The organism is Ochrobactrum sp. PL_is483 (assembly GCF_055816855.1).
Genome location: NZ_JBVPGS010000034.1, coordinates 172,432 through 189,040 on the forward strand (window position 1 = coordinate 172,432; position 16,609 = coordinate 189,040).

11 protein-coding genes are annotated in these 16,609 nt (G+C 56.9%); 7 read left to right on the forward strand and 4 right to left on the reverse strand.

Annotated elements, in window-relative coordinates:
- Nucleotides 1-18 precede the first annotated feature (18 nt).
- Nucleotides 19-3,582 carry an autotransporter domain-containing protein gene (locus AC0TNJ_RS11075; RefSeq protein ID WP_473771145.1) on the reverse strand — a complete coding sequence of 1,188 codons (3,564 nt, stop codon included), beginning with the start codon at nt 3,580-3,582 and terminating at the stop codon, nt 19-21.
- 339 nt (nt 3,583-3,921) lie between these two features.
- Here AC0TNJ_RS11075 and AC0TNJ_RS11080 point away from each other — a divergent pair, with 339 nt between their 5' ends.
- From AC0TNJ_RS11080 to repC, 4 genes are all read left to right on the forward strand, one after another.
- Complete coding sequence (locus AC0TNJ_RS11080; RefSeq protein ID WP_473771146.1) at nt 3,922-4,704, forward strand: DeoR/GlpR family DNA-binding transcription regulator; 783 nt, start codon at nt 3,922-3,924, stop codon at nt 4,702-4,704.
- Nucleotides 4,705-5,873: 1,169 nt separating this feature from the next.
- Nucleotides 5,874-7,070: a plasmid partitioning protein RepA gene (gene repA, locus AC0TNJ_RS11085; protein WP_122000889.1), complete on the forward strand. Its 1,197-nt coding sequence runs from the start codon at nt 5,874-5,876 to the stop codon at nt 7,068-7,070.
- Between the two features lie 64 nt (nt 7,071-7,134).
- Entirely contained in the window at nt 7,135-8,121 is a 987-nt protein-coding gene (gene repB, locus AC0TNJ_RS11090) for a plasmid partitioning protein RepB (protein WP_473771147.1), read from the forward strand.
- A 295-nt stretch (nt 8,122-8,416) separates the two neighbouring features.
- On the forward strand, nt 8,417-9,598 hold the full coding sequence (gene repC, locus AC0TNJ_RS11095; RefSeq protein WP_473771148.1) for a plasmid replication protein RepC: 1,182 nt from the start codon (nt 8,417-8,419) through the stop codon (nt 9,596-9,598).
- Nucleotides 9,599-9,841: 243 nt separating this feature from the next.
- Here repC and AC0TNJ_RS11100 read toward each other — a convergent pair whose 3' ends face one another.
- Nucleotides 9,842-10,024, reverse strand: coding sequence for a hypothetical protein (locus AC0TNJ_RS11100; RefSeq protein ID WP_122000892.1), 183 nt, complete (start codon nt 10,022-10,024; stop codon nt 9,842-9,844).
- Between the two features lie 143 nt (nt 10,025-10,167).
- Between AC0TNJ_RS11100 and AC0TNJ_RS11105 the strand changes: the two genes are divergently transcribed.
- Nucleotides 10,168-10,878: an adenosylcobinamide amidohydrolase gene (locus tag AC0TNJ_RS11105; protein WP_473771149.1), complete on the forward strand. Its 711-nt coding sequence runs from the start codon at nt 10,168-10,170 to the stop codon at nt 10,876-10,878.
- 4 nt (nt 10,879-10,882) lie between these two features.
- Here the strand turns inward: AC0TNJ_RS11105 and AC0TNJ_RS11110 are convergent, their stop codons facing one another.
- Nucleotides 10,883-12,079 carry an MFS transporter gene (locus AC0TNJ_RS11110; RefSeq protein ID WP_473767789.1) on the reverse strand — a complete coding sequence of 399 codons (1,197 nt, stop codon included), beginning with the start codon at nt 12,077-12,079 and terminating at the stop codon, nt 10,883-10,885.
- Between the two features lie 185 nt (nt 12,080-12,264).
- On the opposite strand from AC0TNJ_RS11110, the gene AC0TNJ_RS11115 reads away from it, so the two are divergent.
- Nucleotides 12,265-14,256 carry a PhoX family protein gene (locus AC0TNJ_RS11115; protein ID WP_473771150.1) on the forward strand — a complete coding sequence of 664 codons (1,992 nt, stop codon included), beginning with the start codon at nt 12,265-12,267 and terminating at the stop codon, nt 14,254-14,256.
- A 129-nt stretch (nt 14,257-14,385) separates the two neighbouring features.
- Complete coding sequence (locus AC0TNJ_RS11120; protein WP_473771151.1) at nt 14,386-15,750, forward strand: esterase-like activity of phytase family protein; 1,365 nt, start codon at nt 14,386-14,388, stop codon at nt 15,748-15,750.
- 77 nt (nt 15,751-15,827) lie between these two features.
- On the opposite strand, the gene AC0TNJ_RS11125 is transcribed toward AC0TNJ_RS11120, so the two are convergent.
- The gene (locus AC0TNJ_RS11125; protein ID WP_473771152.1) at nt 15,828-16,601 is read right to left on the reverse strand and encodes an SDR family oxidoreductase; all 774 of its coding nucleotides are present in this window, start codon (nt 16,599-16,601) and stop codon (nt 15,828-15,830) included.
- Nucleotides 16,602-16,609 lie beyond the last annotated feature (8 nt).

The window sequence follows — 16,609 nt, forward strand, 5'->3', positions numbered from 1 at the left end:
GAAATAGTTCCAAGAAATTTAGAACTTTACGCTCAGCCTGGCCTTGCCCGCATTTTGATTGAAGCTTGAACCATACTGACCTGAATACTCAAGACCCAGCGTCGTCTGATTGCCAAGATCAATATCAAAGCCAGCTTTGATAATTGCGGTGTCCTTCGCAATTGGCGCACCAGCCACTTCAAATATCGTTCCGGTATCGAATGCGGCTGCTGTCGTCGGAATGGTATCGCCATAGGCGTGCTGCCAGCCAACCGTACCGCTAAGCCGGGCATTCATGCCGCCCAATACGACTGGAGCGGAAGCGCGAAGACCAATTGTGCTAAACGTGGCTGTCGTCGTTTCTTTTCCAATCCGGAGCGCTGCGTTCCCGCCATGCTCATTGAACCGGTCGGTTTGCAGGCGCACCACTGCGACATTTGCGAATGGCTCGATCGCCGTTCCGTTCAGATCAAAACGATGCGAGAGTTCGCCGAATGCCTGAAAGCTGTTTGCGCTGTAATCGGCATCGAGACTTTCTGAAAAGCCGGGGAAAGCGACAAGGCGATCCGTTTCGATCTTGTGCCAGCTATAGGCAAGGCCTGCCTTGAGCATCGTCGCGCTCCACTGGGTGCCGCCATAGATTCCCAGATGGTAGTTATCACTGTGGCTAGACGAGTTGCGATCATTCACATCGAAACTGGTGCGGCTATAGCCTGCGAGAGCACCCAGCCTCCAGTTTTCGGCGACTTCCGCGTCATAGCCCGCAACAAAGCCGCCCGTCGATTGCTTCAGCTTGCCAGCATTTCCATCCGCGCCGGTTTCACTCCATTGACCGAGCGCCTGTCCCCAGATTGCTGCGCGGGGCGCAGAAACCTGCGTCGAATCCGTATCCGTTGCGACCGACGATGATGCAGCATGCTGCCCCCCGCCACCAAACGCCGCGTCGACGCGGTCCATAACGGCATTGCGAACGATGGAGCTGTCATTGATGAGCGCAGTTCGCGTCGAAGCATGGATTTCCCCCGAAAGCGCGTTGAATGCGCGACGCGCATTCTCTTCGCTATCCTGCATGACGACCGTGTCGTAAACGGCATTACCAGCACCAAGATTCTCGACGGCTACGGCCACCGATTTCTGATTGCTTGTCTTCGCCGTTGCAGCGAAGTCGACATTGTTGCGAGCAATGTCGAGATAGACCGCATTGGGATCATAGGCCAGACCAAGATCCACGAAAGGCATGTTCTGGCTCAAATCGCCGAACGTACCCGCAATGCCGCCTTCAGCACTCAAAATGGTGTAGCGCTTGCCCGGCATATAGGTGCCAGCGGCTTTTTCAATATAGACCTTCGCGCCACCAAGCGTCGCCTTTCCGCTGACATCGATGCGGTCGCTTTTACCGGAGGCATCAATTTCCGCGACGTAAGTGGCTTCTGCATCAAATGCCAGATCGCCAGTGACCTTCAGCGTGCCGATAGAATTGCCCGGTGCGATGATACTGCCGGCGCCGGCATAAAGGCCTCCCATTGAACCTGCACCACCCAGATGAGCGCCGTTTTCCACGCGAACTGTGCCGCCAAGGAATGCTCCTGAATGGGATGCATCGCCAATGACAAGACCGCCTTCTTTTACAGTGGTCCCACCTGTGTAGGTGTTGACGCCATTCAGAACCAGCACACCAGCGCCGGACTTCGTGAGACTGCCAGTGCCATCGATATTACCGTCGAAACGGGTATTGGCGATCTGGTCAACGGTCAGAGCTGCCGAGCCAAGGCTCACTGTACCGCCCTCGCCCATCAGTGACGACATGCTCACATTGAAATTGTTGAGATCGAGCTTGCCGCCATTCACCGCGAAAGCCGTGTTGTCGACGAATGCCCCGCCCACGCCAGCCTGAAGCACTCCGCCTTCCACCAAGGTTCCACCCGTATAGCTGTTTGCCTGGCCCAGAACGAGCGTACCGGCTCCACGCTTGAGCAGTGCGCCCTCACCTGTGGCTTGCTGCAGCAGCGTCACGCGGTTGTTGGCATCCGCGATGTCGATCCATCCAAGCCCCTCAAGCGACACGGTGCGATCCAGCGTTTTCATGTCGCTGCCCGTTATACGCAAGCCGCCATCAATGAGACGCAGCCGAGCATCGGCATTGCCAAGAGCTGCATCTTCGCTGACAAGGATCGTCCCGCCGTCGGTGACTGCTGTTTCACCGATGAAGGAATGATCATCGACGCAATAGTCCTTGATCGCCTGCTGGAAGCGCGCATCCGTGCTCTCGCAGTTGAGCAATGTCTTCTTTTCTTCAAGCGTCAGATCGCTCAGAATCGGTTTGCCATTGGCGTCTGAAATCTGGCCGAGATAGAGATCTCTGCGTTGATTGTTTCGCGTTAGAACAAATTCCTTGTTCTTTTCCGCAAAACCATAAGCATTAGCGCCCCAAACGAGACGCGTCTTGCTGGTTTCATTTTCCGAGTAGGTCTGGAGCTGCGGGCCAACCCATCGAAAATCATGCGCAACGGGTTCATGGTCGGAGATTGCTTCCGGCTGGCGGCCCGGCCGAGTGACTTTTACGTCCTTGATCACTCCCGTGTAGGGATCATTGGGATCATCCACAATCTCATACCATTTTCCGAATGGCCGCGAGACGAGGAAGTGATCGATCTTGGCACGGTCCCAGCTCGCCCAGGTATTGGTTGCGTCTTCGCCTGCCGATGGCCATGTGGTGCTGCCATCGTTGAGATCATGTGGCTTGAAATCTTCACGGACCGCATCAGTCTGGAGCAGCATATACTGCTTCTTGAGCACATTCATCGTGACCGGCGTGTTGTTGGCAACCGCATAGGTTTCGTCTTGCAGCCCGACATCCTTCCCGGCCTTGTAGGCGGCTGCAAGAGCATCGCCCCATTGCTTCCACGACAGGGTGTCGATGTCCTGTCCGGCATAGGCTTCCTGTATGACCGCACGCATCGTCTGCTGATCGGCGTTGAGAACATATTGCCGCGTCAGATCGCGATAAAAAGTGTTGCCGTCAGATTGCTGCATCAGTCTGATCTGCGCATCGATGTGATGAAGGCCGCGCTCGGAAACATCTCCCGCATTGAAATCGCCCATGACGATGATTGGCTGGATGGCCCCTTTTGCCCATGTGTTGAGGGCTTTGGCTTCATTCACGCGACCGGTTGACCCATCCGCATAATCGAGATGGACCGTGCCGATGAGCGTCTGCGGACGCGAGCCCTGGGCATCCAGCTGAGTATAGCTGACATAACGACCTTGCGTATTTCCGCCCAGATTGATCGTGCCGAACTTGCCGGGCAAGCGCGAAATGATACCCACATCGCCGACCTGCACATTACCGTAAGTGCCGCGGCCCGCGGTTTGGAGGAAATCGGGTATGCGGGTCACATAGGTACTACCGTTGACTTCCTGCATCCCCAGGACATCGAAATTGGCGGCTGCCATAAAATCCGCTGTCAATTCCGGGTTCTGCTTGAACTTGTTCCAGATATTGAGCGTCATGATGCGGATGTCATAGCTATCGGCTGCGCGTGCCGGAGCGGCAGCAATTCCTGCGACTGCGACACCGCATAAAAGCTGCGCCGTTAAAGCCAAAAACTTTCCGTTACGTTTGGTCGTCCCCGGTACCATCCCTCGGTCCTTTTCTTGGAAGGTGCTTCCATTTCGGTGCGACAGCCAGATTGACCATCCAACTTCAACCGCTGCTGAAATGACAGAGTTCAATGTCACTTTTATTACATTTTACTCTCCGGCAGGGCATCTAGACTCCAGAACGGGAGTTCCTTGATAGTAAATGTCATTAATATTACATTTTTATTCGCTATCGATTCAGGAAGATATCCATATTTCAACCCCACAATTTCCTCGCCTCATTCAACGCGGAAATGAAATATGGTTCTGAGAAATCAGGCGCATAAGGACGCAACGACAAACATGAGCGAAATTTCTGGTTCCGGTAGCAAAAAGGAAATCCGGCAGCAGATGTTGTTGCAATGGATCGAGAACAGCCACTATGTTTCTCTTGAAGAGATCGCAGAACGGTTCCGTGTCACCACCCAGACAGCGCGGCGCGACATTGCTGATCTGGAGCATCGGGGAAAAGTCCGAAAGCTGCATGGCGGTGTGTCGCAACTGGCGCCGCTTGATCCCCTGACCTACCGTCAGCGCAGACATGATCGAGCCGACGAGAAGGTGCGAATTGCCGAAGCTGTCGTCGCGCTCATTCCCGATGGCGCTACTGTTTTCCTCGACACCGGTACGACCTGCGAAGCGATTGCCAATGCGCTTGTCAGCCGAAAGCGGCTGCACCTCGTCACTTACAGCTTGCGATCTGCCGCCATCATCAGCGAGAAGACGGATTTCACCCTCGCCGTTCCCGGTGGGTTCGTGCGCCCTATCGATGGGGGAATGTTTAGGGAAGACACACCGGAGTTCATTCGGCGTTTCAAGTTCGACTATGCCATCATCTCCGTGAGCGGCATCGATGATGACGGCGATCTATGCGACGACGATCATACGGAAGTAGCCGTCGTTTCAGCAGCGCTTGGGCAGGCTGCACACAAATTGCTCGCAGTCGATAGCTCGAAATTTGGCAAGCGTGCCATGGTGAAGCTTGGTTCGGTTCGCGACGTCACCGCCGTCATAACAAATGAAATGCCCGCTCCGATTTTGGCCCGCATGCTTGAGGAAGCCGATATCCCCGTCATTCTCTCGTGACCGGCAGACCGGCAGACGTTAACATCCATAGACTTACAATGTGCTGCTCCCCGCGTGGGCAGAGCCTTCCTTCCGGAAGCGGCGACGATCTTTCTGACGCGCCGAACCGACATCCGCAACCTTCAGAACTGAACCGAAAAGCGCGCCTTCTGGGTCGCACATTCGGTTCTCATATCCTACTGATAAATATGGCTTTCCGAATCCCTATTAAACCTAAAATGCCATTAGGTTTTGTCCGACTGACGGTCGCAAAGGGCTTTTGAAGGGGATTGCGAGGCGGCATTGTGCGCTGGTTCTTCAGAAGCCAGCATGGCCTGCTTGATAGTTTCAAGGCTACCCTGATTTGGTTAAGAAATCCACCCCTGAAAACAGGAAGCGAGATAAGCGGCAAGGGAAAATCTATCTACTCGCCCTCTCCTGGAGAAAAGCTCGTCGTCCGAACGACGAAGTTTTCCAAGAATGAGGCCCGGCGGAAAATCGGCCGATCTGATGAATAGAGTTGCCCTCTCCTTCCCCGCCGCCAAAATGCTCTGGCTTGATCCGGGAGCCGCCGCGCGGTCATCTTGCGTTGTGGGATTGCGGTATGGGACTTTCGCCAACCCGCTTTTGGGCGAGCGAGCCGGGACGAAACCGGTATCGTCACCTTCGCGGCCTGCCGGGAATGACGCGACTATAGAGTGTCTTGAGCCATCCGCATCAACGACGGACCAGGTAGAGATGATCTCAGCTTGCAAATACATAAAGACTGTCCATCGCCTCCACTGTCAAGGGGACCGTTTCTGCCGTCGCATCTGGCGCATCTTCACGGGCCGCTTTGCATCATTTCGGTTTCGCAATGATCACGGCGCTGCCGCGCCCCAGAGAATCGGCCCCAAGCGATTCTTCCACCGAAAAGCCCGCCTGTTCGGTGTGGAAACGGACTCTTCCCGATTGAAATTCCGGGCCAGTTTAGGGCCTCGAATTTTAGACCGCAGTCTAAAATGCATAAAAGCTCATAAAAACAAGGAGATACCGAAAATGCCGCCGAATCGATAAAATTTGGCTTAATTTTATTGTCGGCGCTAACTCTTTGTTAATTCGGCTGCCCCTTGCGATAGAATAAGAATCGGACATAATGACGGTATTTAGGCGGTATCAGTTCCAATGCCGTCACTAGGGACACCAAGCAAATGAATATCGCAAATCCGGCAGCAGCCTTGTCGTTTGACGACATGATATTATCGCAAGGGCGCGAGATTTCTCGCAAGCTCAATCTGCTGCGTCACGAAAACTTTCCGCCGGATGCGCGCAAGAACATGCTGCGCCAGTTTTCGATGGCCGAAGCCGCCTATTTCCTCGGCGTCTCCCCCAGCAATCTCAAGAAATTACATCTTGAAGGCAAGGGAGTCGAGCCGACCATTCTGACAGGTGGTCGCCGCGCCTATAGTGTCGAGCAAATTCAGGAACTGCGCCAGTGGCTCGACCAGAACGGTCGCGCTGAGGTCAAGCGCTACGTTCCGCATCGTCGCGGCAATGAAAAGCTTCAGGTTATCGGCGTCGTCAACTTCAAGGGCGGCTCGGGCAAAACCACGACGGCCGCGCATCTGGCGCAACATATGGCGCTGACCGGCCATCGCGTCCTTGCCATCGATCTCGATCCGCAGGCTTCGCTTTCTGCCCTGCACGGCATCCAGCCCGAGCTCGATGAGTTTCCCTCGCTCTATGAGGCAATTCGTTACGATGCCGAAAGGAAGCCTATTCGCGAGGTTATCCGGCGGACGAACTTCCCCGGTCTTGATATCATTCCAGCCATGCTGGAGTTGCAGGAATATGAATATGACACCCCGCTCGCCATGCAGAATGGCGGCGAGGGCAAGACATTCTGGAACCGCATCGCGAAGGCTCTTGCCGACGTCGACAGCGACTATGATGTCGTGGTCATCGATTGCCCTCCCCAGCTCGGCTATCTGACGCTGACGGCGCTTTCGGCTGCGACTTCGGTGCTGATCACCGTTCATCCGCAAATGCTGGACCTGATGTCCATGTCGCAGTTCCTGCTGATGCTCGGCGATATTCTGAAGACGGTTCGTCAGGCTGGCGGCGCGGTACAGCTGGACTGGTTCCGCTATCTGATCACGCGTTACGAGCCGACCGATGTCCCGCAGGCGCAGATGGTCGGTTTCATGCAGAGCATGCTGGCTTCGCATATGCTGAAGCACCAGATGCTGAAATCGACGGCGATTTCCGATGCCGGGCTTACCAAGCAGACACTCTACGAGGTCGAGCGTTCATCCATGAACCGCGGCACCTACGATCGCGCGATGGAAGCCATGGAAGCCGTCAATTCTGAAATTCGCAGCCTCGTTCATGAGGCATGGGGGCGTTAGACTGCCGTCTAAAACGGCGAATAGTGAATAAAATCAGGTCTCTGACCGGTTTGAGGATTTAGGAATGGCACGGAAGAACATATTCGAAAGCGTTATGCGGGACGAACCGGCGGCTGAACAGGGTTCGCAGTCGGTCGAAAACGTATCGCGCCGGTTCGGTGCCGCCAAATCTCTGTCCGCCTCGATCGACGAACTGGCAAAGCAGGCAGCCCAGAAGCTTGATGGCGAAACCATTGTCGAGCTCGATCCGGCGCAGCTGGACGTTTCCTTCGTGGCTGACCGCCTGCCGGAAGCGCATGACGAAGAGTATCAGGAGCTTCTGCAAGCCATTCGCGAGCGTGGACAGGACAGCCCTATTCTGGTTCGTCCGCATCCGGAGACCAGCGGCCGCTATATGATCGTTTTCGGTCATCGCCGCGCGCGGGTGGCCAGGGAACTGGGCATCAAGGTCAGGGCAGTCATCAAGCCCCTCGCCGATCTGGAACATATTCTGAGTCAGGGTCAGGAAAACTCCGCCCGGGCCAATCTGAGCTTCATCGAGCGTGTTTTCTTTGCGGCGCGCCTTGAAACTCTCGGCTTCGAACGGGAAGCCATTCAGGCGGCGTTGACGGTGGATTATCAGACCCTGTCGAAGATGCTGACCATTCCAAAGGCGGTTCCCGAGCATATTCTTCTGGCAATCGGCCCGGCCAAAGGCATCGGGCGTGACCGCTGGCTGGAACTGCGCAAGCTGATTGAAATTCCCGGCAAGAAAGATGCAGCCGAAGAGCTTCTCGCGACTTCAGCCTTTGAAAATGCGTCGTCTGTCGATCGTTTCGAGCAGCTTTACGGCTATCTGAAAGGCGGAAGGCCGAAGAAGCCGGTCACCAAGGCCGCTTTACGTCCCGGCACCAGCTGGACGGCTTCAGACAAGTCCGTCAGCGCCGTTGTCAAACAGAATGGCAAATCGGCTACATTGGCGCTCAGTGCCGCCAACGGGCCGCGTTTTGCCGATTGGCTTTCTCGCAACCTGGATGCGCTTTACGCATCATTCCAGAGCGAGGAGAAGTAAGTAGCGTACAGGCCGGAGCGTTTGCATCGGTCTGATTGTGTAAGGCATGTCTCCCGGAAACCGGACTGGTTCAGGATCATGACATGCTTGCTTAACTTGTAAGCGTGTTTGCGTCGAAACTGTTCAGGAAAAGGAAACGAGACAGCAAAAGAAAAAGGCCCCCAAACGTCGCCGTGTGGAAGCCCTTCTCATTGGTTTAGCAGCTAGAGAATCGCAAATCCACGAATCACTGTCAAGTGCAATTAGCGTCATTTCGGCGGGTGGATTTCTTTTGCCTTGTGGAAGGTGAAAGAAAATGGAGATTCAATTGGCCTCGACGCCGTTCGGCAGTCGAAGGATGACGCTTGCCTTGTTGGCAAGTCAACAAAACACACGGCAGATTGCGCCTGGAACGGTTGCCGACAAGTGGCAGCTGCACCGCTGGCTGTGTGAAGCAAAGACGCTGTTCAGCCTGAATGATCGCTCTCTGGCGGTTCTTTCGGCGCTCCTGTCTTTCTATCCTGAAACGGAACTGAACGAGCAGAGCAGCCTGATCGTGTTTCCGTCCAACAAGCAACTGGCATTGCGCGCCCATGGCATGGCGGACGCGACGCTGCGGCGTCATCTGGCGGCGCTGGTCGATGCCGGTTTCATACTCCGGCAGGATAGCCCGAATGGAAAGCGTTATGCGCGTCGCGCCAAGGGTGGAGACGTGCAGATTGCTTTCGGCTTTTCGCTAGCTCCGCTTCTGGCCCGTGCCTGTGAACTGGAACGTGCTGCCGAACAGGTGAGGGCGGAAAAGACTGCACTGCGTGAAATGCGCGAGCGGCTGACTTTGTTGCGCCGCGATATCACCAAGCTTGTCGAATTTGCCGCTCAGGAAGAACTCGGCGGTGATTGGCAGGACATCCATCATCGTTTCCGCCTCATCGTCGACAGCATTCCGCGTCGTGCGGAGCATGCAGAACTGGCAGCTTTGGTCGAATCCTTGCTGGCCATTCGTGCAGAAATAGATAACACTTTGAAAATCCATCAAAATGTTGAAAATTTGCACGGCAATGAATCTCAAAATGAGCGGCAGCAAATTGAATCGAATCCAGATTCCCATTTTGAAAAGGCAACGTCTGAATTTATCGACCAGCGCATAAATGACATCACCAGCGCCTCTCCCGAACCCACGGTCTCGCTCGACATGGTGCTTCGCTCCTGTCCGGAGATCACAGCCTATGCGGTCTCATCCATTCGGCATTGGCAGGATCTGGCCAATACGGCAGAGAAAGTACGTTCCTTCCTCGGGATCGATGCAAAGCTCTATGATCTCGCAAAGAAGGTGCTTGGAACCCATAATGCATCAATCGTGATTGCCTATATCCTGCAACGCTATGAGCAAATTCAGTCCGCTGGAGGCTATTTGCGCATTTTGACGGAAAAGGCTGCTAACGGTTCTTTCTCGATCAGACCAATGCTTATGGCTGCGCTGAATGGAAAAAATCGTTAACCATAAATGCCTGTCAGCATGACAAAACCTAATGGCTGTTTAAGTTTCGTATCGTTCATGAAACGCAGGAAGATCAAGCGGTCCTATTGCGGCTGAAAAACGGTTACAAAAGCTTTCGACAATGGCAAAGGATGATCGCGTGCCAGCATTTCCGGCCGCTGTACCGATCCCTGATGCCACTCAAATGTCCGTCTTATGAGGACTGTGAAAGACCAGCCGCGGAGAACACAATGACGGCAGAACTCAACGTTGGTCCTGAGCCTGAATGCGACGGCGACGCGAACGGCGGCGAGGGCGCAATGTGTTGAGGTCCTGCGCCTGATCGGTCTTGTGACGTGGGGGAGGCGAGAGAAGGCGCATGATGAAAAGGATGCAGCACCCGATGGTGAATATCCAGAATATCTCGTCGGTGAGATCGTTGATCATGGCGCAATCCAGAGCAAACCGCTTGTCCGTTTCCGCGACGCGCGAAACACTATTGCGCGATCCATATCGCCTTGCGGAACCTTGGCCAAGTCACGAAGCCGTGCTTTATCGCCGCGCCGGTGGCAGCCAGGCATCACGGTCCTGTGGATGGCTCAAAGGCGCTGGTCGCGAACTCCATGCCGATCTGCGATAGATTGATGATGCTGCCTTTCACGATCCATTGTTGCGGCCCGGTGCTCGCGGCTGACTTTCGAGACCCGCAAGACATTTTGAGCTGGTCGCTGACACGTCCGGGTTTTGTCCGGGCGCGTTCCGTCGCCTGGCTGGAAGTGCGCAATGATGATCTGACGCTGGATGTCGATCCGGCAGTTTTGTTGCAGGAAAGACTGGCAGAAGCCGGTTATGGCGAAGCCGTGCAGATGATGACCTCGCGCAGCGTGAAGAAGCATCATGTCGCAATGCGGCGCTCCGGCGAAGCGCAAGCCGCCTGTCTTGCCACTGTCGGCCTGTCGAATGCGGGGAGGGTGGGTGAACGCGCACAGATGAAGATGCTCGCCGGAACGATCAATCTTCTGGTTCATATAGACAAGGCCTTGTCGGTCGCAGCCCATTTGGAGGCAATGTCGATTGCCGCCGAGGCGCGCACCGCTGCCATTATGGAACTAGGGCTCGATATTGGCGGCAGGGCAGCAACGGGTACTGGCACGGATTGCATCGCCGTTTCCGCGCCGCAAGGGGAGCCTGGCGCATTATATGCAGGCTTGCACACGGATATAGGTGCCGCCCTCGGTGGTGCTGTTTATGACGCAGTGTCCGAAGGCGGCAGGCTCTGGATGAAAGAGCAGGGCTTTTGATCGATCAGGCTTCTGCGACAGCGCCTTTCGGCTTCAGGCGCAGGATAAGCGGCACCAGAACAAGCGCGACAATCGGGAAGACCAGCCAGTTGATGGTTTCCCAGCCGGAGGAATGCAGCAGCGACCCGGCGAAGAAAGAAGCGCAAGCCACAGTGCCGAACATGATGAAATCATTGGCGCCCTGAGCCTTGCCGCGTTCAGCCGGGGTGTGGCAGTCCGTCACCATGGCGGTGGCGCCGATAAAACCGAAATTCCAGCCGATGCCGAGAAAGATCAGCGCTCCCCAGAAATGGCCGACATCGAAACCGCCGAGCGCGATGATGGCGGAGAAGGCGATCAGCACCAGCCCAAGCGCGGTTATCTTTTCCTTGCCGAAACGGGTGATGAGCTTTCCGGTGAAGAAGCTGGGGCCAAACATGGCCAGCACATGCCACTGGATGCCAAGGGCCGCATGATCGACGGAATGGCCGTGGCCGACCATGGCGATGGGCGCTGCCGTCATCACGAAAGTCATCAGCGCATAGGAACAGACACCGGCCGCTACGGAAAGCATGAAGCGCGGCGAACGCAGGATTTCGCCAAGCGGTCGGCCTGTATCATGGACCGCGTTCGGGTCTTTCCTGATTTTGGGCGCGCGCAGCATGAAAAGGACGGGGAGGGCGAGAAGACCCAGAACCGCCTGGCTGAGGAAACTGCCGGCAAACATCGCGTCGGGAATGCTGTCGCGGGTCCAGATGACGAGCTGCGGCCCGACAATGGCCGCGACAAGCCCGCCCACCATGACCCATGATATGGCGCGCGCCTTCATGTCGCCCGTTGCCGCATCGGTGGCGGCAAAGCGATAGCTCTGGACATAGGCGGCATAGAAACCGGCGGTCAGCGTGCCGAGACAGAAAATGAGGAAGGAGGCCGCGAAAATGCCTGCGGCGGCAATCAGGCCCGCCGAAACGCCGACAAGCGCACCCAGCATATAGGCATTGCGGCGTCCGAACTGGCGCATGAAGAAAGCCGCTGGCAGGGTGCCCAGCGCAAGGCCGAGATTGAACAGGCTGACGGGCAGCGTGACAAGCGCCGGATCGGAGGAAAGTTTCTGGCCCACCAGACCGCCGAGCGAAATCACGATAGGCGGGCTGGAAGCGCCGAGAGCCTGTGCAATTGTCAGGATAATAATATTGCGCCGTGCAGCCGTCATGTCGGTCATCGCCAACCCCTCAATGGAAGAAATAGGGAGGGTTTTATTGGAAAGCGCATTTGCCCGCAAAATTATTCTATCGCCCGATCAGGATTTTTTCGGCATCACGAGGAATGCAACTGTCGGGATAATGTCGTCCGGCTGTCATGAACTGCTTCTAGTTTGCAGCTTCACTGTTCGATAGGGAGCCAGCAATGTCCGATACTCTTTCCCAGCAAAGTCTGTTCAAGACCAGCCAGTTGGAAGAAGCCGATGCCGATCCGCGCAATCCGTCCGATAATCCCACAATGGGCGAAATCATCAGCCGCCGCTTTTCCCGCCGCGGCTTTCTGCGCGGATCGCTCGCTGTCTCGGCCATTGCGGCAACCGTCAGCCCGCTCGCGCTGATGAGTGCAGGCGAGGCGCGCGCCGCGTCCGGTTCGGCCTTTTCGTTCACGGAAGTCGAGGCTGGCGTGGACGCCCATCACCATGTCGCGGAAGGCTATGATGCCGATGTGCTCCTGCGCTGGGGCGACAGGCTTTTCGCCGATGCGCCGGAATTCGACCCGACCAAACAGTCAGCTGAAGCGCAAGTGCGCCAGTTCGGCTATAATAATGACTATGTCGGCTATATCGCTATTGACGGATCGCCCGAACACGGGCTTCTGGTCGTCAACCATGAATATACCAATCCGCACCTGATGTTTCCCGGCCTCGTCAAGATTGTCGACGGCAAGGTGGAGCAGGCTCCGCTCTCGAAGGAACAGGTGGATATCGAAATGGCTGCCCATGGCGGCACGATTGTCGAAATCCGCAAGCAGGACGGCAAATGGCAGCCGGTGCTCGACGGCGCGAAAAACCGCCGCATCACCTCCAATACCGAGATGGTGCTGAGCGGCCCGGTCGCGGGTCATGACCGCGTCAAGACCAATGCCGATCCGTCCGGCACCAGGGTTTTCGGCACGATCAACAACTGTGCGGGCGGCGTCACCCCATGGGGCACCTACATCATGGCCGAGGAAAATATCCACGGCTATTTCATCGGTGAACTGCCGGAAGGTCACGCGGAAGCGGCCAATTACAAGCGCATGGGCATTCCCGAAGGCTCATATGAATGGGGCCGTTTCTACGACCGTTTCGACGTTTCCAAGGAGCCGAACGAGCCGAACCGCTTCGGCTGGATTGTCGAGGTTGATGTGTCCGACCCGAATTCCGTGCCGAAGAAGCGCACGGCGCTTGGCCGGTTCAAGCATGAGGGCGCGGAATCCATCGTCAGCAAGGATGGGCGCGTGGTCTTTTATCTGGGCGACGACGAACGGTTTGATTATGTCTACAAGTTCGTGACGGCGGGCAAGTTCAACCCGGATGATCGCGCCGCCAATATGGACCTGCTGGATGAAGGCACGCTGCACGTGGCGAAGTTCCATGAGGACGGCAAGGTGGAGTGGATGCCGCTGGCGTTCGGTGAGGGTCCGCTGACCGAACAGAACGGCTTCAAGAGCCAGGCCGATGTGCTGATCGAAACGCGGCGCGCTGGTGATCTTCTTGGCGCCACCAAGATGGACCGCCCCGAAGACGTGCAGCCCAACCCGGTCAATGGCCGCGTCTATGTCATGCTCACCAACAATACCAAGCGCAAGGACGATCAGGTGGATGCCGCCAATCCGCGCGCCAAGAACGCCTTCGGCCATATCATCGAGATCGAGGAAGACGGGCAGGATTTTGCCGCAACGACCGGAAAATGGGAAGTGCTGCTGAAATGCGGCGATCCTTCGGTCGCCGAAGTCGGCGCCAGCTTCTCCACCGATACGACGCGCAATGGCTGGTTCGGCATGCCGGACAATGCCGCCGTCGACAGCGCTGGCCGGCTGTGGGTCTCGACCGATGGCAACAGCAACAAGGATACGGGCCGCACCGACGGGCTTTGGGCGGTCGACACGGAAGGCGATGCGCGCGCGACCTCGAAACTGTTCTACCGCGTGCCGGTGGGGGCCGAAATGTGCGGTCCGCTATTCGCACCCGATGACGAGACGGCTTTCGTTGCCGTGCAGCATCCGGGCGATGGCGGCGAGGACTGGGACGGTCATGGCCGTCCGTCCTATTACGAAGACCTGTCCACCCGCTGGCCGGACTTCAAGGACGATATGCCGGTGCGGCCTGCCGTAGTGGCAATCACCAAACAGGGCGGCGGAAAGATCGCTGTGTAGTAACTTTATAAGGCAGTCGGCCCCCGGTGAAAGCCGGGGCCTTCGTCAAAGCTTCATGGAAGCGTCAAGCCAGCGATACAAAGCCAGCCTAATTGCATCCCTGTATTTGAATTCCAACGGGGACTTATCATGATATCGCGTCTTGTCGCCTCGACCATGCTTGCCGGTGCCGTCGCATTGGCGCTTCCGGCCTCCGCTGAAGAAAAGGCTTTTCCGGCCACGCTCAAGGCCCATGCCATCCTGCCGGCGAACACCATCGTCGCTGCGCCGGAGGATGCAGCTGAGCATCTGAAGACCTCGGGCAAGTTCACCACCGCCGACCGCAAGCGCGCTGAGGGCATCGGCACGGTGGAAGGCAAGGACGGCGTGCGCAAGACCGGCCTTTCGGTGCCGTTCGACGGCCAGCCGGTACAGGGCTTTTCGGGTATCAAGACCATGGAAGACGGCAGCTTCTGGTCGCTGTCCGACAATGGTTTCGGCTCCAAGCTCAATTCGCCCGATGCCATGCTGATGCTGCACAATGTCAAATTCGACTGGGACAAGGGAACGGTCGAGCGCGTCAAAACCGTGTTCCTCAGCGATCCAGACAAGAAGGCTCCATTCCCGATCGTCATGGAAGGCGCGGAAAAGCGCTATCTCACCGGCGCGGATTTCGACGTGGAATCCATCCAGCCGGTGGCGGATGGTTTCTGGGTTGGCGAGGAATTCGGTCCGTTCCTGTTGAAGTTCGACACGGAAGGCAAGCTCACCGATGTGTTCCCGACTTTTGTCGGGGAGAGGGAAGTGGTGTCGCCGGACAATCCGAAGCTCGCTCTGCCAGCCAATCCGAGCCTCAAGCTCCCGGCCTATAATCTGAAGCGCTCCGGCGGCTTCGAAGGGCTTGCCATGTCCAAGGACGGTTCCAAGCTCTACGGACTTCTGGAAGGCCCGTTGTTTGTCGATGGTGCGCCGGAAAAGACCGAGAACGGCAAGACGGGCTTGCGCGTTATCGAGTTCAGCGTGGCCGACAAGAAGTGGACGGGCCGCTCCTGGCTTTATCCGCTGGCGGAAGGCGGCGAAGCCATCGGCGATTTCAACATGCTGGATGAAACCACGGCGCTGGTCATCGAGCGCGACAATGGCGTCGGCACGGCGGACAAGGCCTGCGCCGATCCGAAGAAGCCGCAGGCCGATTGCTTCGATGTGCCGTCGAAGGTGAAGCGCATCTACAAGATCGCGTTTGACGACAGCAATGTCGGCAAGGACGTGCGCAAGATCGGCTATATCGACCTGCTGGCCATCGCCGACCCGGAAAACAAGCGCCGTCAGGGCGGGCGCGAGGGCATTTACGACATGCCATTCCTCACCATCGAAAATGTGGACCGCGTGGACGAGACGCATATCGTGGTCGGCAATGACAACAATCTGCCGTTCTCGGCAGGCCGCGCGCTCGACAAGGTGGATGACAACGAGTTCGTCCTGCTGGAAGTGGGCGAGTTCCTGAAAGCCGAGTAGGCTTTCCTCGATTTTCAACGACGCCGTATGGCGGCCTGCCCTTGCACCGGGCTTGCACCGGGCAGGCCGCTAATGCTCTACTTGGTCGTATAGCCGCCATTGACGAGGATGGTCTGTCCGGTCATCCACCAGCCTTCCGAAACCATGAAGCGGATATAGGGAACGATGTCCTCGATATCGGTAAGTCCGGTTCTGGAGAATTTTGAGAGTGCCGCCGCGCTCATGTGATAGGCGACCGCGTCCGCGCCTTCCGCCGGATAGAAGAACGGCGTGTCCATCGGGCCGGGGCCGATTGCGGTTACCGAAATGCCGCGTTCGCCGAATTCCTTGGAAGCCGCGCGCGTGAAATGCTCGACCGGGGCCTTGGTGCCTGCATAGGCTGCATAGAACGGCGTGTAGGCGCCGAGCAGCGATGTTACCAGAGTGCAGATCTTGCCATTGTCGTTGACGTGCTTGCCTGCTTCCTTCAGGAAGAAGAAGGCCGACTTGGAATTGACGGCGGTCATCTCGTCATATTCGGCTTCCGAAACTTCGACGATCGGCTTCTTCAAAACCTTGCCGACCGTGTTGATGGCGATATCGGGACGCCCGATGGCGGCAATCGTGTCCGCGAAGAGTTTCTCCATCGCACCGGCGGTGGTGAGATCGGCCTGAAAGGCAACCGCTTCCGCGCCAGCCGCCTTCACGGCGGCCACGGTGGCGTCGGCATCCGCTTTGGCCGAGGCGCTGTTGTAGTGGATTGCGATGGCCCTTGCCCCGTGTTCGGCAAGATCACGGGCGATCAAGCCGCCGAGGTTCTTGGCGCCGCCAGCGATGATAACAGTTTTGCCCTTGATGCTGTGGTCTGTCATGGCTTCAA